Genomic DNA, 25,314 nt, shown 5'->3' on the forward strand with positions numbered 1-25,314 from the left:
ACCTACGATGCAGAGCATGACCCTGCCCGTGGCACGCACCCCCGATCCTCGCGACGCGCCCGCCCTGCGCTGGGGCGTCCTCGGCGCGGGCGGCATCGCGGCGACGATGACCACGGCGCTGCAGGAGGGCACGCGGCAGCAGGTCGCCGCGGTGGGGTCGCGCGACCTCGGCCGGGCCCGCGCGTTCGCCGGCCGCTTCGGCATCGCACGCGCCCACGGCTCGTACGAGGAGCTCGTCGACGATCCCGAGGTCGACGCCGTCTACGTCGCCTCGCCGCACTCGGAGCACCACGACCACGCGCTGCTCGCGATCGCCGCGGGCAAGCACGTGCTGGTGGAGAAGGCGTTCACCCGCAACGCCGCCGAGGCCGACGCCGTGCTGGAGGCGGCGGACGACGCGGGCGTCACGTGCATCGAGGCCATGTGGTCGCGGTTCCTCCCCGGCTACGACGTCGTGCGGCAGGCCGTGCTGGACGAACTCGTCGGAGACGTGCGACTCGTCCAGGCCGACCACGGCCAGCTGCTCTACCCCGACGGACCCGAGCGGCTCGCCGACCCGGCGCTGGCCGGCGGGGCGCTGCTGGACCTCGGCGTCTACCCGATCCACCTGGCCGCGATGCTGCTGCCGGACATCGTCGAGGTGACCGCCACCGGCACCCTGACGCCGCTCGGCGTGGACGAGCAGGAGAACGTGACCCTGCGCGACGCGTCGGGTGCGCTCGCCGCCCTCAGCGCCACGATGTCCGCCACCTCGCCCACCGTGGCCACCGTGGCCGGCACGCGCGCCCGCCTCGACCTCGAGGGGCCGTTCTTCCAGCCGTCCACGATCCGCCTGGTGGACCCGAACGACCGCACGCTCGACGTGTGGGAGCCGCCGACGCGCGACGCGCTCTTGGGGCTGCGGTACGAGGCGGCCGAGCTCGCCCGGTGCGTGTCCGACGGGGCCCCGGAGTCCCCGTTGCTGCCGTGGTCCGAGACCCGGCGCGTCATGGCGCTGATGGACGAGATCCGCTCGCAGCTGGGCGTGGTGCTGCCCGGCGAGTGAGCCCCGACCGGCGGCGGCTGCGTCACCTCCGCCGCTCGGCCGTCTACCGTGGAGTCACATGCGTTTCGACCGATCCCGCCGCGCCGCCCCCGCGCTCGTCGCCGTGGCGATCGTCGTCGGCCTCCTGCTCGTGGCCCGGCCGCTCAGTGCCGTGGACGCGCTCGTCGTGGTCGTGGTCGGCCTGCTGGCGGTGGTGGGCGCACACGAGATCCTGACCGGCTCCCGTCTGCGCGACCGGCTGATCGGCGCGGGGGTGCTCGTCGCCTCGGTGGTGCTGGCGCTCGAGCCGCACTGGACCGTGCGCGTGCTGGTCGTGGTGTTCGCCGTGGTCCTGCTGGGCGAGGGGCTCGCCCGGGTCCGTCGCCGCCGCACCCGCTCCGAGCTGGCCACCGGTGCCGGACTGGCGATGCTCGGCGTGCTGGCGCTGGCCTGGCCCGACGTCACGGTCTTCGTGATCGGGCTCGTGCTCGGCCTGCGACTGATCCTGTTCGGGTTCCCGCGGCTGGGCGCCCGGGTGCCGCCGCCGGTCACCGCGACGTTCGTCCTCGGGCTCGCCCTCGCACTCGCCGCCTACACGGTCGCCGTCACGGCGATCGCGCCCCGGCCGGACACGTTCTACGCCGCGCCCGACGACACGCCCCGCTCCCCCGGCCTGCTGCTGCGCGCCGAGCCGTTCGTCACCGACGTGCCCGACGGCGCCCGCGCCTGGCGGATCCTCTACAGCACCACGCGCGCGGGCGACGAGCCCACGGTGGCGAGCGCGCTCGTCGCCGTCCCGCGCGAGCGTCTGCAGGACCGGCCGCCGGTGATCGCGTGGGCGCACGGCACCACGGGTTTCGACCGACGGTGCGCGCCGAGCCTGCGCCAGTCCAACACGATCGGCGCGGGCGGGATCGAGGCCGTGCACGCGGCGCTCGACGAGGGCTGGGCCGTCGTCGCCCCCGACTACCCCGGGCTCGGCACCCGCGGCGTGCAGCCGTACCTCGTCGGCTCGGGCGAGGCGCGGTCGGTGCTCGACGCCGTGCGGGCCGCGCGGCGGCTGCCGCAGCTGTCGCTGTCGCGGGAGACCGTCGTCTGGGGTCACTCGCAGGGCGGGCACGCGGCCCTGTGGACCGCGATGACGCAGCCGGGCTACGCGCCCGACGTGCCCCTCGCGGGCGTCGCCGCGATGTCGCCGGTCAGCAACCCGACCACGTTCCTGCGCGACCTCGGCCGGCGGCCGGTCGGCACGATCTTCGTGGCCTATGCGCTGGCGGCGTACAGCGGGACGTACCCCGACGTGGAGCCTGGCGACCACGTGCGCGCCAGCGCGCGGCTGCCGCTCGAGCGCATCGCCGACCGCTGCCTGCGCTCGCCGACCTCGGAGATCTCCCTTGCGCAGGCGCGGGTGATGGCCGACCGGTTCGTCTCGAACTCGCTGTACGAGGGTGCGCTCGGTCGGCGGCTCAGCGAGAACGACGCCACGGGCGTGATGGAGGCGCCCGTGCTGATCGCGCAGGGCGAGAGCGACCGCGTGGTGACCCTCGGACTCCAGGACGCGTACGTGCGCGAGCGGTGCGCGGCCGGACAGTCGCTGGACTACCGGACCTATCCCGGCCGCGGCCACGGCGACCTCCTGCGCGAGGGCTCCCCCTTCGTCGACGAGCTCCTCGACTGGACCACCGACCGCTTCGCCGACCAGCCCACCACGACCACCTGCTGACCTCCGCGCCTCCGGCGCGCCAGATGTGTAGCGCTGTCCACCCCTTTTCGGCCGATCAGACCGAAAAAGGGTGGCTACCGCTACAGATCTCGGTCGCCGGAGGCGACGAACTAGGGTGGGGGCGTGCGCCGCGTGCTGATGGTCCTCGCCGGGCTGGTGATCGTGCTGCCGCTGGTCTACCTCGACCCAGCCGCGATCGTGCTGCTCGACGTCGAGTTCCTGATCGCGCTGGTGTCCGTGGCGTGGACGATGACCCGCGAGAACCTCCGCCTGCTCTGGCATCGCATCGCGATCGGCGACACCGTGGCCTTCGTGCGCGCCGGCTGGCGAATGACCCGCGCCGAGCCGCGCTCGGCCTGGCACGGCACCGGCGACGTCAGCCGCATCCTCCCCGCCTGACCTCCGCGCCTCCGGCGCGCCAGATGTGTAGCGCTGTCCACCTCTTTTCGGCCGGTCAGACCGAAAAAGGGTGGCTGCCGCTACAGATCTCGGTCGCCGGAGGCGACGGAGCCGGTCTGGACGCGCCAGAGGGCGGCGTAGGCGCCGTGGCTGGCGACGAGCTCGTCGTGGGTGCCGGCCTCGACGATGCGGCCGGCGTCGAGGACCCAGATGCGGTGCGCGTGGCGGACGGTGGAGAGACGGTGGGCCACCATGATCGCGGTGCGGTCGCGCGTGGCGGTCTGGAGCGAGACCTGGATCGCGGCCTCGGTCTCGTTGTCCACCGCGCTGGTCGCCTCGTCGAGGATCAGCACCGCCGGGTCGCGCAGCAGCGCGCGGGCCAGGGCGAGCCGCTGGCGCTGGCCGCCCGAGAGCGTGACGCCGCGCTCCCCCACCCACGTGTCGTAGCCGTCGGGCAGCGCCTCGATGAACACGTCGGCCGCGGCCTGGCGGGCCGCCTCCGCGACGGCCTCGCGGTCGGCGCCGGGACGCCCGTAGGCGATGTTCTCGGCGATCGAGCCCGCGAACAGGAACACGTCCTGCGAGACGTAGCCGATCGAGCCGCGCAGCGACTCCCACTCCAGCTCGCGCAGGTCGCGGCCGTCGAGGCTCACCTCGCCCGCTCGGGGGTCGTCGAAGCGCAGCATGAGCCGCAGCAGCGAGGACTTGCCGGCGCCCGTGGGCCCGACGATCGCGTGCGTCTCGCCGGCGGGGACGACGAGATCGATGCCGTGCAGGACGTCCGGTCCGTCGGCGTAGCCCGCGCGGACGCCCGACAGCTCGAGCCGCCCGGCCACCGGCGACGGCAGCGCCACGGTGCCCGCGGGCACCTCGATCGGCTCGTCGAGCAGCGACAGGATGCGCGCCGTCGAGGCCCGGCCGCGCTGGTAGAGGTCGAGCATCTCGGCGATCTCGGTGAGCGGCCACAGCAGTCGCTGGGTCATGAACACGAGCACCGAGTACAGGCCGACCTCGAGCTCGCCGTTCAGCGTGGCCCAGCCGCCGAACAGCAGCGTGCACGTGAAGCCGACGAGGATCGCCATCCGCACGAGCGGCACGAACGCGGCCGACGAGCGGATCGCGTCGACGTTGGCCTGGCGGTAGTCAGCCGACGCCCGCTCCACCCGGTCGCGCTCGCGGTCCTCGGCAGTGAACGCCTTGATCGTCGTGATGCCGCCGAGGTTGGCCGCGATCAGGCCCGACAGGTCGGCCACCCGCTCGCGCACCGCGGCGTAGAGCGGCTCGAGTCGCCGCTGGAACCACAGCGAGCCGAACACGATGAGCGGGATCGGCAGGAACGCCAGCACCAGCAGCTCCCACGACGCCACGGCGAACACCGCGCCCACGAGCAGGATGTTGAGCGCGGTCTGCAGCAACGCCGGGGCGCCGATGTCGAGGAACCGCTCGAGCTGGTTGACGTCGTCGTTGATCGTGGCGAGCGTCGTGCCCTGCGGCCGGCCCTCGTGCCAGTGCACGTCGAGGCGCTGGGCATGGTCGTACGCCTCCACCCGCAGGTCGTGCTCGACCGACTGCGCCAGTCCGCGCCACGTCACGGCCGCGAAGTACTGCGAGGCCGACTCGACGATCCACACCAGCGCGTTGATCGCGGCGAGCCAGCCGAGCTGGGCGAACCGCGACTCGACACCGAGGACGTCGGCGACGAACGAGCCCTCCCCGCGGACCACGACGTCGACGGCGGCGCCGATCAGCAGCTCGGGGACGACGTCGGCCACCTTGTTGACCGTGGAGAGCACGACGGCGAGCACGAGCCGCTTGCGGTAGCGACCGTAGCGTCGCCACAGCTCCTCCAGGGGCGCGCGGTCGGCGCGGTCGGACATGCGGTCTCCTCGGTCGGTGGTTCGGGTCTCCGGCGTGGGGCGCCGAGAAGCGGGGCAGGTGCCAGTGCCAGTGGATGGCACCGACGCGGATCAGCAGGACGAGCGCGCCCGCGGACAGGGCGGCGGCGCCCGTGAGCCCCGTGGTCTCGCGCAGGATGACGTAGAGGGCGGCGCCGGCGACAGACGCCAGGGCGTAGATCTCGCCCACCAGGACGAGCGGCTTGCGGCGCACCAGCACGTCGCGGATCACGCCGCCGCCCGTGCCGGTGATGACGCCGAATACGACGGCGACCCACGGCCGGACGTCCTCGGCCAGCGCGATCGACGCGCCCGTGACGGTGAACGAGGCCAGGCCCACGGCGTCGGCGTAGAGCACGATGCGCCACGAGTCGACCTTGGACTGCGGGTGCCGCGACGCCACCGCGATCACCACGAGCGAGGTGACGGCGGCGACGACCAGCAGCCCGGGCGCGGTGACCCACCAGACCGGCTCGATGCCGAGCAGGAGGTCGCGCAGCGTGCCGCCGCCGACCGCGACGACCACGGCCAGCACGACGACGCCGAGCCAGTCCATGCCGGCCCGGACGGCCGCGTATCCGCCGGAGACCGCGAACGCGACGATCCCGACGACCTCGGCGGCCGCGAAGAGATCCTCGTTCACGGATTCCACCGTAGGGGGCCGTCCTGCCAGTAGCGTGCGCAGCATGGCCCGGACCCCCTCCTCGACCGACCACGCCTCCCGCGTCCTCGCGGCGCGCTGGCCGGCGCTGGCTGCCTTCGCCCTGCTGGTCATGACCACGCAGGTCCTGTGGCTGACGTTCGCCGCGGTGACCCCGCAGACCGCCACGCACCTGGGCGTCTCCGAGGGCGCCGTCGGCGACCTCGCCGTCGTCAACGCGGCGATGTTCGTGCTGCTGGCGATCCCGACCGGACGCTGGATGGACCGGTCCTACGAGCGCGCGCTGGCCGCCGGTGCGCTGTTCACCGCCGTCGGCGCGATCGCGCGCGCGTTCGACCCGTCGTCCTACGCGGTCATCCTGACCGGCCAGGTGATCATGTCGGTCGGCCAGCCCCTGGTCCTCAACGCGCTGACCAAGGTGGCCGCGCGCCACTTCCCCGACCGCGAGCAGACCACGGCGATCTCGGTGGCCGCGGGGGCCCAGTACGCGGGCATCCTCGTCGCGGTGCTGACCTCGGCCTGGCTCGTGGACGCCGGCGGGTTCCGGCTGCTCCTGGTCTCGCACGCCGTCCTCGCCGTGGTGGCCGCGGCGGCGGTGCTGCTGAGCCTGCGCCTGCCGGCGCACGCGGTCGACGTCCTGGGCCGCGCGCGGCTCGGCGAGCTCCGTCGCGATCCGCTCGTGTGGAAGATGGCGGGCCTGCTGTTCCTGGGCTTCGGCATCTACAACGGCATCGCCACGTGGCTGGACTCGATCCTCGTGGACTTCGGCCACCCGGGACTGGCCGGACCCGTCATCGCGACCATGACGCTGGCGGGCATCGCCGGAGCGGCCGTGCTGCCGGGGCTCGCGGCGGCCCGCGACGCCCGCCGCACCGTCGCGCTGGGCGCCACCGCCACCCTCGCGGTGGTCATGGTGACGCTCGCGGCCACGCAGCCGGTCTGGCTCGTGTACCTCGGCCTGGCACTCGTCGGCTTCATGCTGATGGGCACCCTGCCCGTGGTGCTGGACTGGTCCGAGATCCACGTCGGCCCGACCCGCGCGGGCACGGTCACCGGCCTGCTGCTGCTGGCCGGCAACCTCGGCGCCGTGCTCGTGGTGCTGACCGTGCAGCTGGCCATCGGCGACCCGACGGCCGCGCTGGTCGTGATGGCGGCCTGGGCCGTGCCGGGCTTCGTGGTGGCGTGGCTGCTCCCGCGGCGCCAAGCGGCCCGAGGTCGGGCCTAGGCCGCCTTCTCGATCCGGACGACCATGGCCTTCGAGACCGGCGTGTTGGACTCGCGGGCCGTGGAGTCCAGCGGGACGAGCACGTTGGCCTCGGGGAAGTACGCCGCGGCGCATCCCCGTGCGGTCGGGTAGGCCACCGCGCGGAAGCCGCGCAGCACGCGATCGGGCTGATCCGGCCACTCGCTGTACACGTCGATCGCGTCGCCGTCGGCGATCCCGCGCTCGGCGAGGTCGTCCGGGTGGACGAACACGACGTCGCGGCCCGACTTGATGCCGCGGTAGCGGTCGTTGCGGCTGTAGATCGTCGTGTTGAACTGGTCGTGCGACCGGACGGTCTGGAGCAGCAGGCGCCCCGGCTCGAGCTCGATCGGCTCGAACCGGTTGGCGGTGAACCGCGCCTTCCCCGTGGCGGTGTCGAACGTGCGCGAGTCGCGCGGGCCGTGCGGCAGGACGAACCCGTCCTCGCTCGCGACCTTGCGCTCGTAGTCCTCGCAGCCGGGGACGACGCGGCTGATGTGGTGCCGGATCCTCCCGTAGTCCGCCTCGAACGCGGCCCAGTCGATCGGCTGCCGGTCGGCGAGCGTGGCGCGGGCGAGACGGCTGATGATCGCCACCTCCGAGAGCAGGGTGTCGGCGACGGGATCGACCTTGCCGCGCGAGGCGTGGACGGCGCAGACGGTGTCCTCGACCGTGACGAACTGGTCGCCCGAGGCCTGCCGGTCGATCTCGGTGCGACCCAGGGTGGGCAGGATCAGCGCGGCGTCACCCGTGACCCCGTGCGATCGGTTGAGCTTCGTGGAGACCTGGACGGTCATCGCGGTGCCGCGCAGTGCCGCCTCGGCGGCCGCGGTGTCCGAGATCGCCGAGACGAAGTTGCCGCCCAGAGCCATCCAGAAGCGCACGTCGCCGCGCTGCATCGCGCGCACCGAGTCCACGGAGTCGAGGCCGTGCCGACGCGGCGGCTCGAAGCCGAACTCCGCGGCGAGGGCGTCCATGAAGCGGTCGGGCATCTTCTCCCAGATGCCCATCGTGCGGTCGCCCTGCACGTTGCTGTGGCCGCGGATCGGCGACGCGCCCGCGCCCGGCCGGCCCATGTGCCCGCGCAGCAGCAGGAGGTTGACGATCTCCTTGATCGTGGCGACGGCCTGCGTGTGCTGGGTGAGCCCCATCGCCCACGTGACGATGACCCTGTCGGCGGCGAGGTAGCGCCGGGCGAGCTCGTCGATCTCGGCCGAGGTCAGCCCCGTGGCGCGCAGCACCGCCTGCTCGTCGAGGTCGGCCACGCTCGCGCGCAGCTCCTCGAGGCCCGAGGTGTGCTCTTCGATGAACGCGTGGTCGAGCACGGTGCCGGGAGCGGCGTCCTCGGCGGCCAGGACGCGCTGGATGACCGCCTGGAGCAGAGGTCCGTCACCGCCGAGGCGGATCTGGCAGAACTGGTCGGCCATCCGCGTGCCCTTGCCGATCACGCCCCGCACGTTCTGCGGGTTCTTGAAGCGGATCAGGCCGGCCTCGGGCAACGGGTTGACCGCGATGATCGACGCGCCCGCCCGCTTCGCCCGCTCAAGCGCCGAGAGCATCCGCGGGTGGTTCGTGCCCGGGTTCTGGCCCATGATGATGATCAGGTCGGCCTGCGGGATGTCCTCGTAGGTCACGGTGGACTTGCCCACGCCGATCGTCTCCACGAGCGCCGAGCCCGTGGACTCGTGGCACATGTTCGAGCAGTCGGGCAGGTTGTTCGTGCCGAACGCCCGCACGAAGAGCTGGTACACGAACGCGGCCTCGTTCGACGCGCGTCCGGAGGTGTAGAACGACGCCTGGTCGGGGTGGTCGAGGCCGTTCAGCGCCTCCGCGGCGAGCCGGAACGCCTCGTCCCACGACACCGGCCGGTAGTGGTCCTCCCCCGGTGCCTTGTAGACCGGCTCGACGAGTCGTCCCTGCTGGCCGAGCCAGTACTCGCTCCTGCCGGCGAGGTCGTGCACGGAGTGCTCGGCCCAGAACTCGCGCGACACCGTCAGCGGCGTCGCCTCCCACGTCACAGCCTTCGCGCCGTTCTCGCAGAACTCCGCCGAGTGCCGCCGGCCCGGGTCGGGCCAGGCGCAGCTCATGCAGTCGAAGCCGTCCTTCTGGTTGATCGACGTCAGCAGTCGCGCCGTGCGCGCCACGCCCATCGCGCTCAGCGCGGGACGCATCGCGTGCAGCACGCCCGGGATGCCCGCGGCCCAGTCCTTGAGGCCGGTCACCTCGATGCCGTCGTCGTTGGGGTCCTCCACCAGCGGCTTGCGTGTCATCAGGCCTCCACCCGATCGGGACGTGAGTAGACGACCATCGACGACCCGCGCAGGAAGCCGACCACGGTCAGGCCGGCCTCCTCGCCGAGCTCGACGGCCAAGGACGAGGGGGCCGAGATCGCCGCGAGCAGCGGAGCGCCCGCCATCGACGCCTTCTGGACGAGCTCGAAGCCCGCGCGCCCGGAGACCAGCAGCACGCAGCCGGCGAGCGGCAGCTTCTCGTGCTCGAGCGCCCAGCCGACGACCTTGTCGACGGCGTTGTGGCGGCCGACGTCCTCGCGGACGACGAGGGGCTCCCCCGTGCGGCCGTCGAAGAGGCCCGCGGCGTGCAGTCCCCCGGTCTGGTCGAACACCGACTGGACGTCACGCATGCGGTCGGGCAGGGACGTGAGCAGGTCGGCGGGGACCGTCAGCGGGTCGGGACCGACCTCGAACGCCGACTTCGTCGTCACGGCGTCGATGCTGGTCTTGCCGCAGACGCCGCACGAGGACGACGTGTAGCCGTGGCGCTCGAGCGCGAGGTGGTCGAGGTGGGCGCTGGCGTCGACCTGGACGTCCAGGACGTTGTAGGTGTTGACGCCCTCGTCCGTGGCTCCGGCGCAGTAGCGCGCGGTGCGGATCTGCTCGCGCCGCGTGACGACCCCCTCGGACACGAGGTAGCCCAGGGCCAGCTCCACGTCATGGCCCGGCGTGCGCATGGTGACCGCGAGCGCGCGACCGTTGACGCGGATCTCGAGTGGCTCCTCGCCGGTCAGCCGGTCCTCGCGGACGCGCGACCGGCCGGCCTCGACCACGGTGACGAGGCGACGGACGGCGGGCTTGGTCATACGGCCACCGTATGCGAGATCGGTGGACCGGGCCGGGCGATGGGAGGCGGAGTCGGTGCCCCCGCCTCGGGGGGTGTGCAGGGGCACCGACTCACGACAGACACAGCTCGGCTGGGGGACCGAGCGCTTCCCTCCCGGCAGTCTCGAGTGGTGTGAGCTCGAGGCGCCGCGAGCCAAAAGTACCGGACTGGTACACAAGCTCGCCCGAAAATCGGACAATTTGTTCAGCACCTGCACAAAGCCTGCAACGGCAGGGGAAAATGGCCTCAGACCGGCCGGAGCAGGGTCGTGTGGATCGTGACGACCGGCGGCACGACCGAGGACAGCCGCAGTCGCCGACGCGGTGGGGTCCGCCGGATCTCGCGGGCGACGAGCTCCTCGGCGGCGCCGATCGCGCCGATGACCTCGAGCTCGGTGGGCACGCGCACGTCGGCGCCCGCCGCCGCGGCCAGCTCCGCCACGCGCGCGAGGCTGCGGGCGTGGCGCTCCACCACGACGTCGCGCTGGCGACGCAGGCGCTCCCCCGCGGCGTGGATCTCGACGACGAAGCTGCGCGCGAACGTCGGTCGCGCCTCGAGGCAGGCCGCGAGGCCGCGGACGCCGAGCTCGATCCGCTGCTCCCAGGCCGCGTCGTCGAGGGCCACTCCCTGGTCGCGGATGAACTGGACGAGCTGCTCGCTGATGGTCTCGTGGGCCGCGGCGAACGCCTCCTCCTTGTCGGAGAAGCACCGGTAGAAGGTGGTGCGCGAGACGCGCGCCCGCCGGGTGATGCCCGTGACCGTGGCGCCGGCGAACCCCGCGTGCGCCACCTCGTCGGACACGGCCTGCAGGATCCGGCCCCGCTGCGAGGCGGCGACCTCGGACTCCGGAAGTGCCGCGCGCCCCCGCGGGAGGTCGAGCCGCTCGGGCAGCAGGCTCAGGGCGTCTTCGGGCACCCGGCACACATTATCCGCAGGAATCCCGGGGTGTCTCGCACTTCTTCGGCTGTCCGAAGGCCGTCGCGACGCAGAAACGTTGCTCAGGAGCGTCTCGCACGCAACGTTTGCTACCTGAGCACGCAAGAAATTTCCGTTGTTTGCGCCCTGACCCCTGCGTAGCGTTGACTTCATGAGTTCCGTCCCCTTCCTCGACGTGGCCCACACCGTCCGCTGGGTCCGCTCCCGCGGCGCCGAGGCCGTCATCGCGGGCATGACCGACGCCGTCGAGGCCGACTTCCGCCGCTGGCCGTCCTTCGACAAGACCCCGCGCGTGGCCGCGCACTCGTCCGAGGGCGTCATCGAGCTGATGCCCACGAGCGACGGCGTCGCCTACGGCTTCAAGTACGTCAACGGCCACCCCTCCAATCCCTCGTACGGCCTCCAGACCGTCACCGCGTTCGGCGTCCTGGCCGAGGTGTCCTCCGGCTACCCGACCTTCGTGGCCGAGATGACCGTGCTCACCGCCCTGCGGACCGCGGCCACCTCGGCGATGGCGGCGCGCCACCTCGCCCGGCCGGACTCGCGGGTCATGGCGATGATCGGCACCGGCTCGCAGGCCGAGTTCCAGGCGCTCGGCATGCGCGCGGCGCTGGGCATCACCTCGCTGCGCGTCTGGGACGTCGACCCCGCCGCGATGGACAAGTTCGTGCGCAACTCCGAGCCGCTCGGCTTCGACGTCCACGTCGCGTCCAGCGCGGCCGACGCCGTCCAGGGCGCCGACGTCATCACCACCTGCACGGCGGACAAGCAGCGCGCCCTCGTGCTGACCGACGACATGGTGGCGCCCGGCGTGCACGTCAACGCGATCGGCGGCGACTGCCCCGGCAAGACCGAGCTCGACCCGGCGATCCTGCATCGTGCGGACGTGTTCGTGGAGTTCGAGCCGCAGACCCGCATCGAGGGCGAGATCCAGGCCGTCGCGGCCGACCACCCGGTCACCGAGCTCTGGCAGGTCGTCACAGGACAGGCGACGGGTCGCCGCGACGCGGACGCGATCACGGTCTTCGACTCGGTGGGCTTCGCGGTGGAGGACTTCGCGGCGCTCCGCTACGCGCACGAGTCCGTCGCCGGCACGGATCTCGTGAGCTGGCTCGACCTCATCGCCGATCCCGCGGACCCGAAGGACCTGTTCGGCCTCGTCGCCGGCGCCGACGTCCTGTCCGCCGCCCACTGACCCCGATCGGGACGAAGTCCGGCGTCGCTCTTGACGCCGGACTCCTCTCGGCATAACGTGCAACCAAATGGTTGTAGATTCTCAGAACGAGCTGACCGACGCCGAGGTCGACCGCATCTTCCACGCCCTCGCCGACTCCACTCGACGCGACATCGTGCGCCGCACCCTCGTGGGCGAGGCGTCGGTGTCCCGCCTGGCCGACTCGTACGACATGTCGTTCGCCGCGGTGCAGAAGCACGTGGCCGTGCTGGAAGGGGCCGGACTGGTGACCAAGCACCGACAGGGCCGCGAACGACTGGTCCGCGGCAATCCGCACACGATCGCCCGGGCCCAACAGCTGCTCGACGAGTTCGAGCTCATCTGGCGCTCGCGCGTGCAGCGCCTCGACGCCCTCCTGGCCGAGGACGACCCCGACCCCTCCTGAAAGGCACGACCATGCCCATCACCTCCGTGTCCAAGGACACCGACGACCTCACCATGACCGTCGTCGCCGACTTCCCCGTGCCGGTGCGCCGGCTGTGGGACGCCTACGCCGACCCCCGCCAGCTCGAGCGCTTCTGGGGGCCCGTCGAGTGGCCCGCCACGTTCAGCCGCCACGACATGACCCCCGGCGGCGAGTCCCACTACGTCATGACCGGGCCGGGCGGCGAGAAGAGCGCCGGCTACTGGAAGTTCCGCTCCGTCGACGAGGGCAAGGGCTTCGAGGTCGAGGACGGCTTCTGCACCGACCCGGGCGTGCCGAACCCCGACATGCCGTCCATGCGGATGACCTTCGCGTTCGAGGAGACCGGCGAGGGCTCCCGCGTCACGACCACGACGTGGTTCGCCTCCCTCAAGGACCTCGAGGAGCTCATCGCACAGGGCATGGAGGAGGGCATGACCTCCGCCATGAGCCAGATGGACGCCGTCGTGGCCGACCTGAGCTCGTTCGTCGCCTCCGTGGGCACCGAGAGCCAGCTGCTCGACGACACCCACGTGCGGATCACCCGCATCATCCGCGGCACGGTCGAGCAGGTGTGGCGCGCCCACACCGAGCCCGAGCTGCTGCGGCGCTGGCAGCTCGGTCCCGAGGGATGGACGATGCCCGTGTGCGAGGTCGCCACGAACGTCGGCGACACCTACCGCTACGAGTGGGAGCAGGAGGGGGGCGAGAACCGCTTCGGCTTCACCGGCGAGCTGCTCGAGGTGAACCCGCCGGTCCGCTCGGTCACCACCGAGCGGATGATCGGCATGGAGGGCGAGGGCACGATCAACGAGCTGACCCTCACGCCGGTCGCCGAGGGGACGCTCATGTCGCTCTACGTCACCTACCCGAGCCGCGAGCTGCGCGACCAGATCCTGGCCACCGGCATGACCGACGGCATGGAGACCAGCTACGCCCGGCTCGAGCGCGAGGTGCTCACGCCGGCGTGACCCACCGCCTCATCGCAGCCGCAGGCTCACCACCGCGGCTGCGATGAAGCGGTCCCGCGCCTCGGGCCGGATGCGGCCCTCGACGAGGCGGGCGGGGACGGACAGGGACGGGCGGACCCGGCGGCGCCGGGAGGGCTTCGACTGGAGCATGGTCTGATCGAACAACCTCAACTAAGGTTCAGGTCAATGACTGTCCTCCTGACTCCCTCCCAGGTCGCCGAGCGAGCCGGCGTCGCGGTGTCCGCCCTGCACTTCTACGAGCGCGAGGGCCTCATCACGTCCACCCGGACGGCGGGCAACCAGCGGCGCTACACGCGCGACGTCCTGCGGCGCATCGCGTTCATCCGCACGTCGCAGCGGGTCGGGATCTCCCTGGCGGAGATCCGCGAGGCGCTCTCGTCGCTGCCGACCGACCACGCGCCGTCGAAGGCCGACTGGTCGCGGCTGTCGCGACGCTGGCGCACCTCGCTCGACGAGCGGATCGCACGGCTCGAGCGACTGCGCGACGACCTCGACGGCTGCATCGGCTGCGGCTGCCTGTCGCTCCGGAAGTGCCGGCTGCAGAATCCTGACGACGCCCTCGCCACCGAGGGCCCCGGCCCCCGCCTCCTCGACCCCGACTGACGCTCAGACGTTGCGGCGGTACTGGCCGCCGACCTCGAAGAAGGCCTCGGTGACCTGCTGGAGGGAGCAGACGCGCGCTGCGTCCATGAGGACGGCGAAGACGTTCTCATGGCTCGCGGCGGCCTCCTTGAGCCGCTCGAGCGCGGCCTCGGCCTCGCCGCGGTGCGCCTGCTGGAACTCGTGCAGGCGGCGCAGCTGGGACTGCTTCTCGTCCTCGGACGCGCGGGCCAGGGCGAGCTTCTGCGGCACCTCGTCGCCGTGCGGGTTCTTGAACGTGTTGACGCCGACGATCGGCAGCGAGCCGTCGTGCTTGCGGTGCTCGTAGAGCATCGACTCGTCCTGGATGCGGCCGCGCTGGTAGCCGGTCTCCATCGCGCCCAGCACGCCGCCGCGCTCGCTGATCGCCTCGAACTCGCGCAGCACGGCCTCCTCGACGAGCTCGGTGAGCTCCTCGATGACGAAGGAGCCCTGCAGCGGGTTCTCGTTGGCGGCCAGGCCCCACTCGCGGTTGATGATGAGCTGGATCGCGAGCGCCCGGCGCACCGACTCCTCGGACGGCGTCGTCACGGCCTCGTCGAACGCGTTGGTGTGCAGGCTGTTGGCGTTGTCGTAGATCGCGATGAGCGCCTGAAGGGTGGTGCGGATGTCGTTGAAGTCCATCTCCTGCGCGTGCAGGGACCGGCCCGACGTCTGCACGTGGTACTTCAGCTTCTGGCTGCGCTCCCCCGCCCCGTACTTCTCCTTCATCGCGACCGCCCAGATCCGGCGGGCGACCCGGCCGAGGACCGAGTACTCGGGGTCCATGCCGTTGCTGAAGAAGAACGACAGGTTCGGCGCGAAGTCGTCGATCGCCATGCCGCGGGCGAGGTACGACTCCACGTAGGTGAACCCGTTGGCGAGCGTGAACGCCAGCTGGCTGATGGGGTTCGCCCCGGCCTCGGCGATGTGATAGCCCGAGATCGAGACGGAGTAGAAGTTCCGGACGCCCTGCTCGATGAACCACTCCTGGATGTCGCCCATCATCCGCAGGCTGAACTCGGTGGAGAACAGGCACGTGTTCTGGCCCTGGTCCTCCTTGAGGATGTCGGCCTGCACCGTGCCGCGGACCTGCCGCAGCGCCTCCGCCGCGTCGATGCCCTTCTCGGCGGCCTGGTCGATCACGGCGTTGAGGAAGAAGGCCAGCACCGTGGGCGCCGGGCCGTTGATCGTCATCGACACCGAGGTCGACGGGTCGAGCAGGTCGAACCCGTCGTACAGGACCTTCATGTCGTCCAGGGTCGCCACCGAGACGCCCGACGTGCCGACCTTGCCGTAGATGTCGGGGCGCAGGTCGGGGTCGCGGCCGTAGAGGGTCACCGAGTCGAAGGCCGTGGACAGTCGCGTGGCCGGCTGGCCCTCGCTGAGCAGCTTGAAGCGGCGGTTCGTGCGGAACGGGTCTCCCTCGCCGGCGAACATGCGCGCGGGGTCCTCGTTGTCGCGCTTGAACGTGAACACGCCCGCGGTGAACGGGAAGAAGCCGGGCAGGTTCTCGCGCCGCCAGAAGCGGACGAGGTCGCCGTGCGAGCGGTACCGCGGCAGGCTCACCCGGCGCAGCCGGTTGCCCGACAGCGTCTCGCGCACCAGGGAGAACCGCAGCTCGCGGTCACGGACCCTCACCACCTGCTCGTCGCCGGAATACGCCTCCACCACGCCGGGCCAGGCGTCGAGGGACTCGCGCACGGCGGCGGGGAGCTCCTCCTGGGCGCGCCGCGCAGACTCGGCGAGGGTCGCCTCGTCCGGCAGCGCGGCCGCCGCCGCGGCCAGGTGCTGCGCCCGGTCGGCCAGATCGGCCCAGCGCTCGGTCTCGTCGTGGAAGTCGCGCATGGTCTCGGCGATCTCGGCCAGGTAGCGCACCCGCTGGGGCGGCACGAGGTGGTGCTCGTCGCTGGAGTGCCGCACCGACACCTCCGGCAGGACCCCCGGCTCGATGCCCAGCACCGCCCGCAGCTCCTGGTAGAGCGCCGTGACGCCGTCGTCGTTGAAGTGCGCGGCCGACGTGCCGAACACCGGCATGTCCGACGGCTGCTGCCCGAACGCCTCGCGGTTGCGCACCAGCTGGCGGCCCACGTCGCGCAGCGCGTCCTTCGCGCCGCGGCGCTCGAACTTGTTGATCGCCACCACGTCGGCGAAGTCGAGCATGTCGATCTTCTCCAGCTGGCTGGCGGCGCCGAACTCCGGCGTCATGACGTAGAGCGAGGCGTCGACGTACGGCAGGATCCCGGCGTCGCCCTGGCCGATGCCGGGCGTCTCGACGATCACCAGGTCGTTCCCCGCCGCCTTCAGCACCGCGATGACGTCGGCGAGGTGATCGGGCACCTCGTGGCTGCCGCGCGTCGCGAGCGACCGGAACGAGACCGGGCCGCCGATCGCGTTCATCCGGATGCGGTCACCCAGCAGCGCGCCGCCGCCCTTGCGTCGCGTGGGGTCGATCGCCACGACGGCCACCCGCAGCTTGTCGCCGTGGTCGAGGCGCAGCCGGCGCACCAGCTCGTCGGTGAGCGAGCTCTTGCCCGATCCGCCGGTGCCGGTGATGCCCAGGACCCGCGCCGTCGAGCGCCCGGCGCCGGTCGTGACCGCCGTGGTGAGGTCGGTCCCGAGGCGCCCGGACTCGGCGGCCGTCAGCGCCCGCGCGACGGCGGCACGGTCGCCCGCCAGCACGGCATCCGCGGCCGGCAGCCCCGCCTCGACGAGGTCGACGTCGCAGGCCTCGACGAGCGTGTTGATCATGGCGGCCAGCCCGAGTCGCTGGCCGTCCTGCGGGCTGAAGATCGTCACGCCGACGCTGCGCAGGCGGCCGATCTCGTCCGGCACGATGACGCCGCCGCCGCCCCCGAACACGCGGACATGGCCGGCGCCGCGCTCGGCCAGCAGCTGCACGAGGTACTCGAAGTACTCCACGTGGCCGCCCTGGTAGGAGCTCACCGCGACGCCCTGGACGTCCTCCTCCACGGCGGCGTCCACGATCTCGGCCACCGACCGGTTGTGACCGAGGTGGATCACCTCGGCGCCCTGCGACTGCAGGATCCGCCGCATGATGTTGATGCTCGCGTCGTGCCCGTCGAACAGGCTCGAGGCGGTGACGAAACGCACCGGATTCACGGGAACGTGCATGGCGACCTCACCGATTACTAGGATGTCCTAGCAATATAGTCGGACGTCCGAGCATTGACCATGGGTCAACACCGCGCGATGCGGTGAGAAGTGAGGAGTGGACGAGGTCAGTGCCCCCGCGATCGGGGGGTGAGCGGGGGCACCGACCTGTCGGACGGGGTTCGGTCGGGGGAGACGAACCACACCGTCACTGGCAAAAGTACACGGTGAGTACAACTGTCCCCCACCCGCCTCCAGCGTGTCGGCTGTGGCCTGCGTCACGGTCGATGGATGACCGCGGCGACGATCTCCCGGATCGGCGGAGCCACGGCGGCCAGGTCGAGGGCCCCATCGTGACGCTGGCTGCGGACGCGCCGCGCCACGAGCTCGTCGAACGCGCCGATCAGGGCGCGCAGGACGTCGTGCTCGGGCAGCCGGATCGTGGGGTCGTCGGCCGCCGAGACCTTCGCCAGCTCGTGCAGGATCTGCACGTGCCGTTCGAGCATCTCCTCGCGCTGGCGCGCCAGCCGCTCCCCCGCCGCGAGGATCTCGACGAAGAAGCAGATGGTGAACGACCGCGCGGTCTCCAGCACGTCGAGGTAGCTCGCGAGGACCGTGGCGATGCGGTCGTCGAAGTCGAGGTCGGGCCGGGACAGCGCCGGCTCCCACACCCGCGTGAGGGCCAGGTCGCTGGCGTCCCAGTGCGCGGCGGCGAACGCCTCCTCCTTGTCGGCGAACGCGTCGTAGAACGAGGAGCGCGAGACGTGGGCCCGCTTCGTGATCGCGGCGACGGTGGCGGCGGCGTAGCCCGACTCCGCGACCTCGTCGAGCGCGGCCTGCATGATCCGTCCCCGGCGGGACGCCTCCACCGCGGACTTCGACAGGGCCGATCGGCCGCGGGGCAGGTCGAGGCGATCGGGCAGCAGGCTCAGCAGACCGTCGTCCTCCATTCCCGCAGAATAGGTCGGCGCGGACGGCCTGTCCGGCGCTTCGACAGACGCCTGCGATCAGGCGCGCGCCTCCACCCGGCTCCACCCGTCGGCGGTGCGCTCGACGGCCAGCTGCGCGGGGAGCCGCTCCTTCATCGTCTCGACGTGGCTGATGAGGCCGATCGTGCGGCCGTTCTGGCGCAGCCCGTCGAGCGTCTGCATCGCGACCTCGAGCGTCTCGGCGTCGAGCGAGCCGAACCCCTCGTCGATGAACAGCGTGTCCAGCGTGATGCCACCGGCGCGGTGGGTGACGACCTCGGCCAGACCCAGCGCGAGCGCCAGCGAGGCCAGGAACTTCTCGCCGCCCGAGAGCGACTCAGGGCTGCGGGTGACGCCGGTGTACTCGTCGCGGACGCGGACCTCGAGGCCGGAGTTCGAGCCGCGCGTGGCGGCGACGTCGCTGCGCTCGAGCGCATAGCGACCGCTGGACATCGCGTGCAGCCGCTGGTTGGCCGCGACGACGATCTGCTCGAGCTCGGCGGCGAGCACGTAGCTCTCGAGGCGCATCCGGCGCGTGTTGGGCGACTCGCCGTGGACCGACCGGGCCAGCCGGTCGAGCACCGCGAACTCCGCGCGCGCCTGCGCGTGCGTGGCCCACGCACGCCGGATCGTGGCGGCGAGCCGGTGTGCCGTGACGGCACTGGTCTCGACCGAGCCGTAGCGGATCGTGGCGGCCTCGCAGGTCTCGCGCGCCTGCCCGTGAACCGCCTGCGGGCCCTCGAGGTCGACCGGCTCGGTGGGCAGGTCCTGGAGCTCGGGAGCGGCGAGGGCGGTCTGGCTGGCCACCCGCAGCGCCTCGTGCTTCTCGATGCGCCGGCTGAGGTCGGCGATCGCGGCCGCGTCGAGCCGCGCCTGCGCGAACTCGTCCTCGTCGGCGAAGCCGTTCTGGTCCAGCGTGGCGGCGAGGGTCTGGCCGCACTCGCGGAGACGCTCGCGCGCGGTCTGCTCGGCGGCCCGCGCCTCGACGAGGCGACCGGTGGCCTCGAGGTGGCCGGTCACGACGGCGATCCGCTCCACGACCGAGCCGGAGTCACCGCGGATCTCGGCGACCGTGGCCGCCAGGGCCTCGGCCTGCTGCTCGGTGGTGGCGACGCGCTGCTCGACCGCCGCCCGCTGCTCGCCGAGATCGGCGAGCGCCGCGGCGATGCGCTCCTTGGCCGCGCGCGAGTCGACCCGCTCCTGCTCGGCCTGCTGGGCACGGGTCAGCCCAGCCTCGGCCTCGCGCACCGCGGCGGTGAGCTCGTCGAGGGGGCGGATCTCGGCCCAGCCCTGCACCGTGGCCCGCAGTGCCGCGGCCTGCTCGCCGGCTCGGCGCGCCGCGTGGTCGGCCGCGTCGAACGCCTGCCGCGCGTCGTCGAGCGCCTCCTCGGTGACGTGACCGTCGGCCAGGACGGCCGGTGCCGGGTGCTCGGCCGAGCCGCACACCGCGCACGGCTGGCCCGCGACGAGCTCCTGCGCGAGGGTGCCGGCGTACTCGGCGAGCCGGCGCTCGTTGAGCGAGTCCAGGGCCGTGGAGGCCGCCGTGCGGGCCTTGCCGCGCTGCAGCTCCTCGACCTGGGCCGCGGCGAGCTGCTTCTCGGCGGTGGCGCGCTTGCGCGCCAGTGCGAGCTCGTCGCGCAGCCGCTGGAGGGCCGACCCGGCCTGCTCCACCGTGACGTCGACCTCGCGCTCGAGGACGGCGTCGTGGTGGAGGGCCTGCGCCGCGAGATCGTCGGCGCGGCGACCGAGGTCGTCGAGCTGCTCGGCCAGCGTGCCCGAGAGCGCCCGCAGACGCTCCAGCTCCTGCTCGTCGGCCAGCCGGGCCGTGAGCACCGCGAGGTCCGACGTGAGCCGGTCGCGGTGCTGGACGAGGTCGGTCGGCGGCGGTCCGCCGACGACCTCGTCGAAGCCCGCCAGGGCTGTGGCCAGGTCGGCCGTGGCCTCCTCGGCGCGGGCTGCGGCGACGACCCGGGCGCGGTGGGCCACCTCGACCGCCTGCGCGGCCACGGCGAGGTCGCGACGCACGCGGTCGGCCGCGATCGCCGGCGCCTGCTGCACGACGAGGGCCATCGCCTCGGTGGCGCGCGCGAAGCGGCGCTGACGCTCGGCCAGCTCGGTGGCCTGCCGCAGCAGCTCGGCGGCGGCCTCGACCTCCTTGGTGGCCTGGTCGAGGTCGCTCCTGGCCAGCTCGACGTCGGCGTCGTGCGTCTCGAGGACCTCGGCGATCCACGCCTCGTCGACGTCCTCGGGCACGTCACGGCCGGCGTGCTGGGCCAGGGCGGAGATGGTGGCGGCCGTGCCGGACTCGGCCTCGCGCAGGGACTGGCGCAGGGCGCCGGCCCGGCGCTGGAGCTCGAGGTCGTAGTCGCTGAAGCGCTCGCTGCGGAACAGGGTGCGCAGCAGCTTCTGGCGGTCCTCGCTGGAGGCCACGAGGAAGCGCTGGAAGTCGCCCTGCGCGAGCAGGACGACCTGGAGGAACTGGTCGCAGCGCAGCGGCAGGATCTCGTGCAGCTCCTCGCCGACGGTGCGCGGCTGGGCGGCGATCCCGACCCACTGGTCGCCGTCGCGCACCGACAGCTCGGCGGTGGCCTTCTCGCGCGTCATGCCCGTGCCGCGCACCTTGGGGCGCAGGTACTCGGGCGTGCGGACCACGCGGTAGGTGCGGCCGGCCGCGCTGAAGACGAGCTCGACCCGGGTGGGCTCGTCGGGCGAGCAGTGCGTGCTGCGCACCTGCTTGCCGCCGCCCGAGGCGTAGCGCGGGGCCGAGTCGTAGAGGGCGTAGACGACCGCATCCAGGATGCTGGACTTGCCCGCGCCCGTGCGGCCGGTGATGAGGAAGATGCCGTGGTCGGCGAACGCGTCGAGGTCGACGGTCTGGGTCTGGCGGAACGGGCCGAACCCGGTCATCGAGATCTGGTGGATCCTCATCGCGCCGCCTCGGTGCCTGCCACGTGGCCGACGAGGTCGTCGAGGATCGCGGCCTCGGCCTCGGTGGGCCCCTCTCCCCCGCGCACGTACGAGAGGAACTCGGCCATGACCTGCTGGTCCGTGAGCGCGGCGAGGCGACGGGGATCCGTCGGCGCCGCGGAGTCGTCGACGCGGCCGGGACGGAACTCCAGGAGGGCACAGTGCGGGAAGCGGCGCTGGAGGCGGCGCATGGGGTCGTCGGGGCGGGCGTCGTCGGTGAGGATCGCGCGGACCCACGACGACTCGTGCACCGTGTGCGCGTCGTCGGTGAGCAGCTCGTCGAGGGTCCCGGTGAGCGTGGCGAGCGGCCGCGGCACCGGCAGGTCGAGCCAGTCGACCGCGCCGAGACCGTCGGCGTCGAGGGTGACGAGCCACGCGCCACGCGGCTTGTCCTGCTCGGAGAACGACAGGTGCAGCGGCGCGCCGCTGTAGCGGACGTGGGGCGCGAGCGTGTTGCGGCCGTGGATGTGCCCGAGCGCGGCGTAGGTGACGCCGTCGAACGTGGGCACGGGCACCCGGTCGAGCCCGCCGGCGGTGATGCCGCGCTCGGACTCGCACGACTCGCCCTCGGCACCCGACACGAAGGTGTGCGCCAGCACGACCGAGCGTCCGCCACGCTCGGCGAGGTCGGCCCGGATGTTGTCGAGCGCGAACCCGATCGCGTCGGCCTGGTGCGCGAGGCGCTGGTCGGGCCACACGTGGCGGATCAGCGCGGGCTCGAGGTAGGCGATGCCGTAGACGTGCACCGGACCGTGCTCGTCCTCGACCGTGACGGGGGTGACGTGGTCCTCGGGCCGGGTGATGACGTGGACGCCGGACTCGCGCGCGAAGGCGGCCTTGGCGCCCAGCCGCGCCGGCGAGTCGTGGTTGCCCGACGTGACGACCACCGTGGCGCCCGTGCGGCGCAGGGCGACCAGCACCCGGTCGAGCTCCTCGACCGCGGCGGCCGACGGGGTGGACGAGTCGAAGACGTCGCCCGCCACGACCACGACGTCGACCGCGTGCTCGCGCACGGCCTCCACGAGCGCGTCGAGCACCGAGGCGAGGGCCTCGGCGGTCGAGTGCTGGTGGAACGTCCGGCCGATGTGCCAGTCGGACGTGTGGAGGATCTTCACGTCTTCGACGCTAGCCAGCGGCTCGGACAATTCGGCGCACCCGCACCGGGCGGGTCGCCGTGGATCGCCGATCGGGATGCGGCGTCGGCCACATCGGGCTCCCGCTAGGGTTCAGGCCATGGCGATCGTCCTGCTGGTCCGGCACGGTCGGTCCACCGCGAACACGTCCGGCACGCTCGCGGGCCGGCTCCCCGACATCCACCTCGACGACCTCGGGCGCGAACAGGTCGAGACCACCGGCGCCCGCCTCGCGGACGTGCCCGTCGCCGACGTGGTCACCAGCCCCCTCGAGCGCTGCCGCGAGACCGCCGCCGCCATCGCCGGACGCCACGGCATCGAGCCCGCGGTCGACGAGGCGATCACCGAGTGCGGCTACGGCGACTGGCAGGGACGGGCCCTCAAGGAGCTCGCCGCCGAGGACCTGTGGAAGACCGTCCAGCTGCATCCCGCCGCGGCGGCCTTCCCCGGCGGGGAGTCGCTCGCCGCGATGCAGGCGCGCGGCGTCGCCGCCGTCCGCGGCCACGATGCGCGCGTCGCGGCCCAGCACGGCGACGAGGCCGTGTGGGTCGCGGTCTCGCACGGCGACGTCATCAAGGCGGTCCTGGCCGATGCACTCGGCATGCACCTCGACCTCTTCCAGCGGCTGCACGTGGACCCGGCCTCCGTGTCGATCGTGCGCTACGGGCCGCGCCGACCCGACGTCGTCGCCGTCAACACCTCGGCGGGCGACCTGTCGTGGCTCAAGGCCGCCGAGCCCGCCGCGGACGCCGCCGTGGGCGGCGGCGCGGGCCCCCGCGCCTGAGTCGCACGACCCGCCTCACGGCCGGGCGCCCAGCAGCGCGCGGCGCGGGCTCCTAGCATGGGTGGCATGGCGCAACGGGTGCACGAGTTCGACTGGCCGGACCGTCTGGTGATCGGCACGGTGGGCCGTCCCGGCGAGCGCTCGTTCTACCTCCAGGCGCGCACGGGCGAGCACCTCGTCAGCGCCCTCATGGAGAAGGAGCAGTCGGCCACCCTCGCCGAGAAGCTGGACGAGGTCCTCGACGAGCTCATGGCCCAGGAGGGCAACCCGTTCAGCGTGCCCGCCGAGGCCCCCGAGGGACTCGACGACGACGCCCCGCTGGACTCCCCCGTCGTCGAGCAGTTCCGCGTCGGGATCCTGTCGCTGGGCTTCGACCCCACCACGGCTCAGGTCGTGATCGAGGCGTTCCCGCTCGTCGAGGACTCCCCCGAGTCGCTGCTCGAGCCCGAGACCGAGGGTCCCTCGGAGGTCCTGCACGTCCGCATCCCCGTGGGTGCCGCCCGCTCGTTCTGCAAGCGCACCCGCGAGGTCGTCGGCGCCGGGCGTCCCCTGTGCCCGCTGTGCTTCGAGCCGATCGAGGGCGACGGTCACGTGTGCGGCGCCACGGACGACTCCTGGTGATGCTCGAGGGCGACCTCGAGCTCGAGGGCCGCATCCTGCCCGCGTCGAACGCCACGTTCGTCGGCCGGGTCGACGGCGTCCGCGTGGTCTACAAGCCGGTCGCGGGCGAGCGACCGCTGTGGGACTTCCCCGACGTCGTCCTCGCCCACCGCGAGGTCGCGTCGCGCCTCGTCTCCGAGGCCACGGGGTGGGACGTCGTGCCGCCCACCTGGTGGGGCGAGGGTCCCCACGGCCCGGGGATGCTGCAGGTCTGGCAGGACGCGGATCCCGGGTCCGAGGCCGTCACGCTGGTCCCCGCCGACGACCTCCCCGCCGACTGGTGCCACGTCCTCGACGGCCTCGACGCCGAGGACCGTCCCGTCTCGCTCGTCCACGAGGACACCGCCGGCCTGCGCCGCATGGCGGTGTTCGACGCCATGGTCAACAACGCCGACCGCAAGGGCGGCCACGTGCTGGCCATGCCCGGCGGTCACCGGCACGGCGTCGACCACGGCCTGACCTTCCACGAGGAGCCGAAGCTGCGCACCGTGCTGTGGGGCTGGCTCGGGCGGCCGCTGTCCGAGGACGAGCTCGACGGCGTGCGCCGGGTCCGCACCGGCCTCGACGCCGAGCTCGGCACGACGCTGGCGGACTGGCTCGGCGAGCCCGAGCTGACCGCCCTGCGCCGCCGCTGCGACCGCCTGCTCACCGAGGCGGTCTTCCCCTCGCCCGAGGGCGACATGCCCGCCGTGCCCTGGCCGCCCTTCTGACCCGAGCCTCAGCGACTGAACGAGGTTTCCTGTCACCGCGACGAGAAGCGGCCGCCCGGGGGTCCGGGCGGCCGCTCGTGTCGGGTCGGTCAGATGCTGGCCAGCTCGGCGTCGCGGGTCTTCGAGTGGCGCAGACCCAGGGCGGCGAGGACCGCCAGGACCACGGCTCCGGCGAAGGAGGCGATGGCCGTCAGCCCGGCGATGAGGCCCATGGTGCCGAACGCGTAGGCGTTCAGGAGCATCCCGCGCAGGGTGTTGCCCATGAAGAGCGACTGGCGCAGCGCGGCGACCTCCTGGCCGGCCTCGGACGCCTTCTCCTGGTCGGACAGGGCCATGAACTCACCGCTGACCTCCTCGTACGTGCGGTTCCCGCTGGAGGCGTTCATGTGGGCGAGGATGTAGTGGTCGGCGAAGGCGCGGGCCTCGGCGCCGGTGTCGAGCGGGCTGCCCGCGAAGGGCTCGAGCGCCTCGCGGTCCTCGTCGGAGAGGCTCGTCAGCGCATCGCCCTCGGGCATCGTGATCCGCTGCGCCACCAGCTGCGACTGCACCTGGTCGTCGATGAAGAAGTGGGCCCAGGAGGCCAGACCGCCCACGACCACCAGCAGTCCTGCCAGGGCCAGTCCGGTCCACGAGATGAGCTTGTCGAATGCCGAGCGGCGCATGATCTGTTCCTCCTGTGCGATGACTCCGCGTCGTTGCGTCGTCATCACTGACGCTACGGAGCGCCGCGGGT

At 72.6% G+C, this 25,314-nt stretch carries 21 protein-coding genes and 1 pseudogene; 11 read left to right on the plus strand and 11 right to left on the minus strand.

Features of this window, described 5'->3' with window-relative positions; all coding sequences use genetic code 11:
• Positions 1-16: 16 nt before the first annotated feature.
• The 3 genes from ACK99Q_RS16480 to ACK99Q_RS16490 all read left to right on the plus strand — a co-directional run bounded on the left by ACK99Q_RS16480 (position 17) and on the right by ACK99Q_RS16490 (position 3,146).
• Positions 17-1,045, plus strand: a complete 1,029-nt coding sequence (locus ACK99Q_RS16480) for a Gfo/Idh/MocA family protein (RefSeq protein WP_410187185.1) — start codon at positions 17-19, stop codon at positions 1,043-1,045.
• Positions 1,046-1,103: 58 nt separating this feature from the next.
• Entirely contained in the window at positions 1,104-2,747 is a 1,644-nt protein-coding gene (locus ACK99Q_RS16485) for a lipase family protein (protein WP_410187186.1), read from the plus strand.
• A gap of 123 nt (positions 2,748-2,870) precedes the next feature.
• Entirely contained in the window at positions 2,871-3,146 is a 276-nt protein-coding gene (locus ACK99Q_RS16490) for a hypothetical protein (RefSeq protein ID WP_410187187.1), read from the plus strand.
• A gap of 80 nt (positions 3,147-3,226) precedes the next feature.
• Here the strand turns inward: ACK99Q_RS16490 and ACK99Q_RS16495 are convergent, their stop codons facing one another.
• A complete protein-coding gene (locus tag ACK99Q_RS16495; RefSeq protein ID WP_410187188.1) occupies positions 3,227-5,023 on the minus strand; it encodes an ABC transporter ATP-binding protein in 1,797 nt (598 codons plus the stop codon).
• A 208-nt stretch (positions 5,024-5,231) separates the two neighbouring features.
• Positions 5,232-5,816: pseudogene (locus ACK99Q_RS16500) on the minus strand (trimeric intracellular cation channel family protein); the annotation flags it as partial.
• Here ACK99Q_RS16500 and ACK99Q_RS16505 point away from each other — a divergent pair.
• Entirely contained in the window at positions 5,728-6,927 is a 1,200-nt protein-coding gene (locus ACK99Q_RS16505; protein WP_410187189.1) for an MFS transporter, read from the plus strand. The pseudogene ACK99Q_RS16500 and the gene ACK99Q_RS16505 overlap by 89 nt on opposite strands.
• On the opposite strand, the gene ACK99Q_RS16510 is transcribed toward ACK99Q_RS16505, so the two are convergent.
• The 3 genes from ACK99Q_RS16510 to ACK99Q_RS16520 form a co-directional block, all read right to left on the minus strand.
• Positions 6,924-9,215, minus strand: coding sequence for an FdhF/YdeP family oxidoreductase (locus tag ACK99Q_RS16510; protein WP_410187190.1), 2,292 nt, complete (start codon positions 9,213-9,215; stop codon positions 6,924-6,926). The two genes, ACK99Q_RS16505 and ACK99Q_RS16510, sit on opposite strands and share 4 nt — an antisense overlap.
• Entirely contained in the window at positions 9,215-10,042 is an 828-nt protein-coding gene (fdhD, locus tag ACK99Q_RS16515; RefSeq protein ID WP_410187191.1) for a formate dehydrogenase accessory sulfurtransferase FdhD, read from the minus strand. Before fdhD ends, ACK99Q_RS16510 begins: the two co-directional genes overlap by 1 nt.
• A 266-nt stretch (positions 10,043-10,308) precedes the next feature.
• The gene (locus ACK99Q_RS16520; protein ID WP_410187192.1) at positions 10,309-10,977 is read right to left on the minus strand and encodes a TetR/AcrR family transcriptional regulator; all 669 of its coding nucleotides are present in this window, start codon (positions 10,975-10,977) and stop codon (positions 10,309-10,311) included.
• 172 nt (positions 10,978-11,149) lie between these two features.
• Between ACK99Q_RS16520 and ACK99Q_RS16525 the strand changes: the two genes are divergently transcribed.
• The 3 genes from ACK99Q_RS16525 to ACK99Q_RS16535 all read left to right on the plus strand — a co-directional run bounded on the left by ACK99Q_RS16525 (position 11,150) and on the right by ACK99Q_RS16535 (position 13,606).
• Positions 11,150-12,193, plus strand: a complete 1,044-nt coding sequence (locus tag ACK99Q_RS16525) for an ornithine cyclodeaminase (RefSeq protein ID WP_410187193.1) — start codon at positions 11,150-11,152, stop codon at positions 12,191-12,193.
• Between the two features lie 67 nt (positions 12,194-12,260).
• Positions 12,261-12,617 (plus strand): ArsR/SmtB family transcription factor, encoded by a 357-nt coding sequence (locus ACK99Q_RS16530; RefSeq protein WP_410187194.1) that lies wholly within the window; start codon positions 12,261-12,263, stop codon positions 12,615-12,617.
• 11 nt (positions 12,618-12,628) lie between these two features.
• Positions 12,629-13,606 carry an SRPBCC family protein gene (locus tag ACK99Q_RS16535; RefSeq protein WP_410187195.1) on the plus strand — a complete coding sequence of 326 codons (978 nt, stop codon included), beginning with the start codon at positions 12,629-12,631 and terminating at the stop codon, positions 13,604-13,606.
• Positions 13,607-13,615: 9 nt separating this feature from the next.
• On the opposite strand, the gene ACK99Q_RS16540 is transcribed toward ACK99Q_RS16535, so the two are convergent.
• Positions 13,616-13,756 (minus strand): hypothetical protein, encoded by a 141-nt coding sequence (locus ACK99Q_RS16540; RefSeq protein ID WP_410187196.1) that lies wholly within the window; start codon positions 13,754-13,756, stop codon positions 13,616-13,618.
• Positions 13,757-13,792: 36 nt separating this feature from the next.
• On the opposite strand from ACK99Q_RS16540, the gene soxR reads away from it, so the two are divergent.
• Positions 13,793-14,230 (plus strand): redox-sensitive transcriptional activator SoxR, encoded by a 438-nt coding sequence (soxR, locus tag ACK99Q_RS16545; protein WP_410187197.1) that lies wholly within the window; start codon positions 13,793-13,795, stop codon positions 14,228-14,230.
• Between the two features lie 3 nt (positions 14,231-14,233).
• Here the strand turns inward: soxR and icmF are convergent, their stop codons facing one another.
• From icmF to ACK99Q_RS16565, 4 genes are all read right to left on the minus strand, one after another.
• Complete coding sequence (gene icmF, locus ACK99Q_RS16550) at positions 14,234-17,380, minus strand: fused isobutyryl-CoA mutase/GTPase IcmF (RefSeq protein ID WP_410187198.1); 3,147 nt, start codon at positions 17,378-17,380, stop codon at positions 14,234-14,236.
• A 257-nt stretch (positions 17,381-17,637) separates the two neighbouring features.
• Positions 17,638-18,309 carry a TetR/AcrR family transcriptional regulator gene (locus ACK99Q_RS16555; RefSeq protein ID WP_410187199.1) on the minus strand — a complete coding sequence of 224 codons (672 nt, stop codon included), beginning with the start codon at positions 18,307-18,309 and terminating at the stop codon, positions 17,638-17,640.
• Positions 18,310-18,366: 57 nt separating this feature from the next.
• Positions 18,367-21,255 carry an AAA family ATPase gene (locus ACK99Q_RS16560; RefSeq protein ID WP_410187200.1) on the minus strand — a complete coding sequence of 963 codons (2,889 nt, stop codon included), beginning with the start codon at positions 21,253-21,255 and terminating at the stop codon, positions 18,367-18,369.
• Complete coding sequence (locus tag ACK99Q_RS16565) at positions 21,252-22,409, minus strand: exonuclease SbcCD subunit D (protein WP_410187201.1); 1,158 nt, start codon at positions 22,407-22,409, stop codon at positions 21,252-21,254. The genes ACK99Q_RS16560 and ACK99Q_RS16565 overlap by 4 nt, the downstream gene beginning before the upstream one ends.
• A gap of 118 nt (positions 22,410-22,527) precedes the next feature.
• Here ACK99Q_RS16565 and ACK99Q_RS16570 point away from each other — a divergent pair, with 118 nt between their 5' ends.
• The 3 genes from ACK99Q_RS16570 (at position 22,528) to ACK99Q_RS16580 (ending at position 24,581) form a co-directional block, all read left to right on the plus strand.
• Positions 22,528-23,211 carry a histidine phosphatase family protein gene (locus ACK99Q_RS16570; RefSeq protein WP_410187202.1) on the plus strand — a complete coding sequence of 228 codons (684 nt, stop codon included), beginning with the start codon at positions 22,528-22,530 and terminating at the stop codon, positions 23,209-23,211.
• 66 nt (positions 23,212-23,277) lie between these two features.
• The gene (locus ACK99Q_RS16575) at positions 23,278-23,832 is read left to right on the plus strand and encodes a DUF3090 domain-containing protein (protein WP_410187203.1); all 555 of its coding nucleotides are present in this window, start codon (positions 23,278-23,280) and stop codon (positions 23,830-23,832) included.
• The gene (locus ACK99Q_RS16580) at positions 23,805-24,581 is read left to right on the plus strand and encodes an SCO1664 family protein (protein WP_410187204.1); all 777 of its coding nucleotides are present in this window, start codon (positions 23,805-23,807) and stop codon (positions 24,579-24,581) included. Before ACK99Q_RS16575 ends, ACK99Q_RS16580 begins: the two co-directional genes overlap by 28 nt.
• 89 nt (positions 24,582-24,670) lie before the next feature.
• Here the strand turns inward: ACK99Q_RS16580 and ACK99Q_RS16585 are convergent, their stop codons facing one another.
• The gene (locus ACK99Q_RS16585; protein ID WP_410187205.1) at positions 24,671-25,243 is read right to left on the minus strand and encodes a hypothetical protein; all 573 of its coding nucleotides are present in this window, start codon (positions 25,241-25,243) and stop codon (positions 24,671-24,673) included.
• Positions 25,244-25,314: the final 71 nt, after the last annotated feature.

The sequence above is a fragment of the Aeromicrobium sp. MLTX1 genome (assembly GCF_046452335.1).
GTDB lineage: Bacteria > Actinomycetota > Actinomycetes > Propionibacteriales > Nocardioidaceae > Aeromicrobium.

Excerpts from the sequence above, each read along its gene's own strand:
- ACK99Q_RS16480 (WP_410187185.1), top strand. The coding sequence starts at position 17 with ATGACCCTGCCCGTGGCACGCACCCCCGATCCTCGCGACGCGCCCGCC.
- ACK99Q_RS16485 (WP_410187186.1), top strand. The coding sequence starts at position 1,104 with ATGCGTTTCGACCGATCCCGCCGCGCCGCCCCCGCGCTCGTCGCCGTG.
- ACK99Q_RS16495 (WP_410187188.1), bottom strand. The coding sequence starts at position 5,023 with ATGTCCGACCGCGCCGACCGCGCGCCCCTGGAGGAGCTGTGGCGACGC.
- ACK99Q_RS16505 (WP_410187189.1), top strand. The coding sequence starts at position 5,728 with ATGGCCCGGACCCCCTCCTCGACCGACCACGCCTCCCGCGTCCTCGCG.
- ACK99Q_RS16510 (WP_410187190.1), bottom strand. The coding sequence starts at position 9,215 with ATGACACGCAAGCCGCTGGTGGAGGACCCCAACGACGACGGCATCGAG.
- fdhD (WP_410187191.1), bottom strand. The coding sequence starts at position 10,042 with ATGACCAAGCCCGCCGTCCGTCGCCTCGTCACCGTGGTCGAGGCCGGC.
- ACK99Q_RS16525 (WP_410187193.1), top strand. The coding sequence starts at position 11,150 with ATGAGTTCCGTCCCCTTCCTCGACGTGGCCCACACCGTCCGCTGGGTC.
- ACK99Q_RS16530 (WP_410187194.1), top strand. The coding sequence starts at position 12,261 with ATGGTTGTAGATTCTCAGAACGAGCTGACCGACGCCGAGGTCGACCGC.
- ACK99Q_RS16535 (WP_410187195.1), top strand. The coding sequence starts at position 12,629 with ATGCCCATCACCTCCGTGTCCAAGGACACCGACGACCTCACCATGACC.
- ACK99Q_RS16540 (WP_410187196.1), bottom strand. The coding sequence starts at position 13,756 with ATGCTCCAGTCGAAGCCCTCCCGGCGCCGCCGGGTCCGCCCGTCCCTG.
- soxR (WP_410187197.1), top strand. The coding sequence starts at position 13,793 with ATGACTGTCCTCCTGACTCCCTCCCAGGTCGCCGAGCGAGCCGGCGTC.
- icmF (WP_410187198.1), bottom strand. The coding sequence starts at position 17,380 with ATGCACGTTCCCGTGAATCCGGTGCGTTTCGTCACCGCCTCGAGCCTG.
- ACK99Q_RS16555 (WP_410187199.1), bottom strand. The coding sequence starts at position 18,309 with ATGGAGGACGACGGTCTGCTGAGCCTGCTGCCCGATCGCCTCGACCTG.
- ACK99Q_RS16560 (WP_410187200.1), bottom strand. The coding sequence starts at position 21,255 with ATGAGGATCCACCAGATCTCGATGACCGGGTTCGGCCCGTTCCGCCAG.
- ACK99Q_RS16570 (WP_410187202.1), top strand. The coding sequence starts at position 22,528 with ATGGCGATCGTCCTGCTGGTCCGGCACGGTCGGTCCACCGCGAACACG.
- ACK99Q_RS16575 (WP_410187203.1), top strand. The coding sequence starts at position 23,278 with ATGGCGCAACGGGTGCACGAGTTCGACTGGCCGGACCGTCTGGTGATC.
- ACK99Q_RS16585 (WP_410187205.1), bottom strand. The coding sequence starts at position 25,243 with ATGCGCCGCTCGGCATTCGACAAGCTCATCTCGTGGACCGGACTGGCC.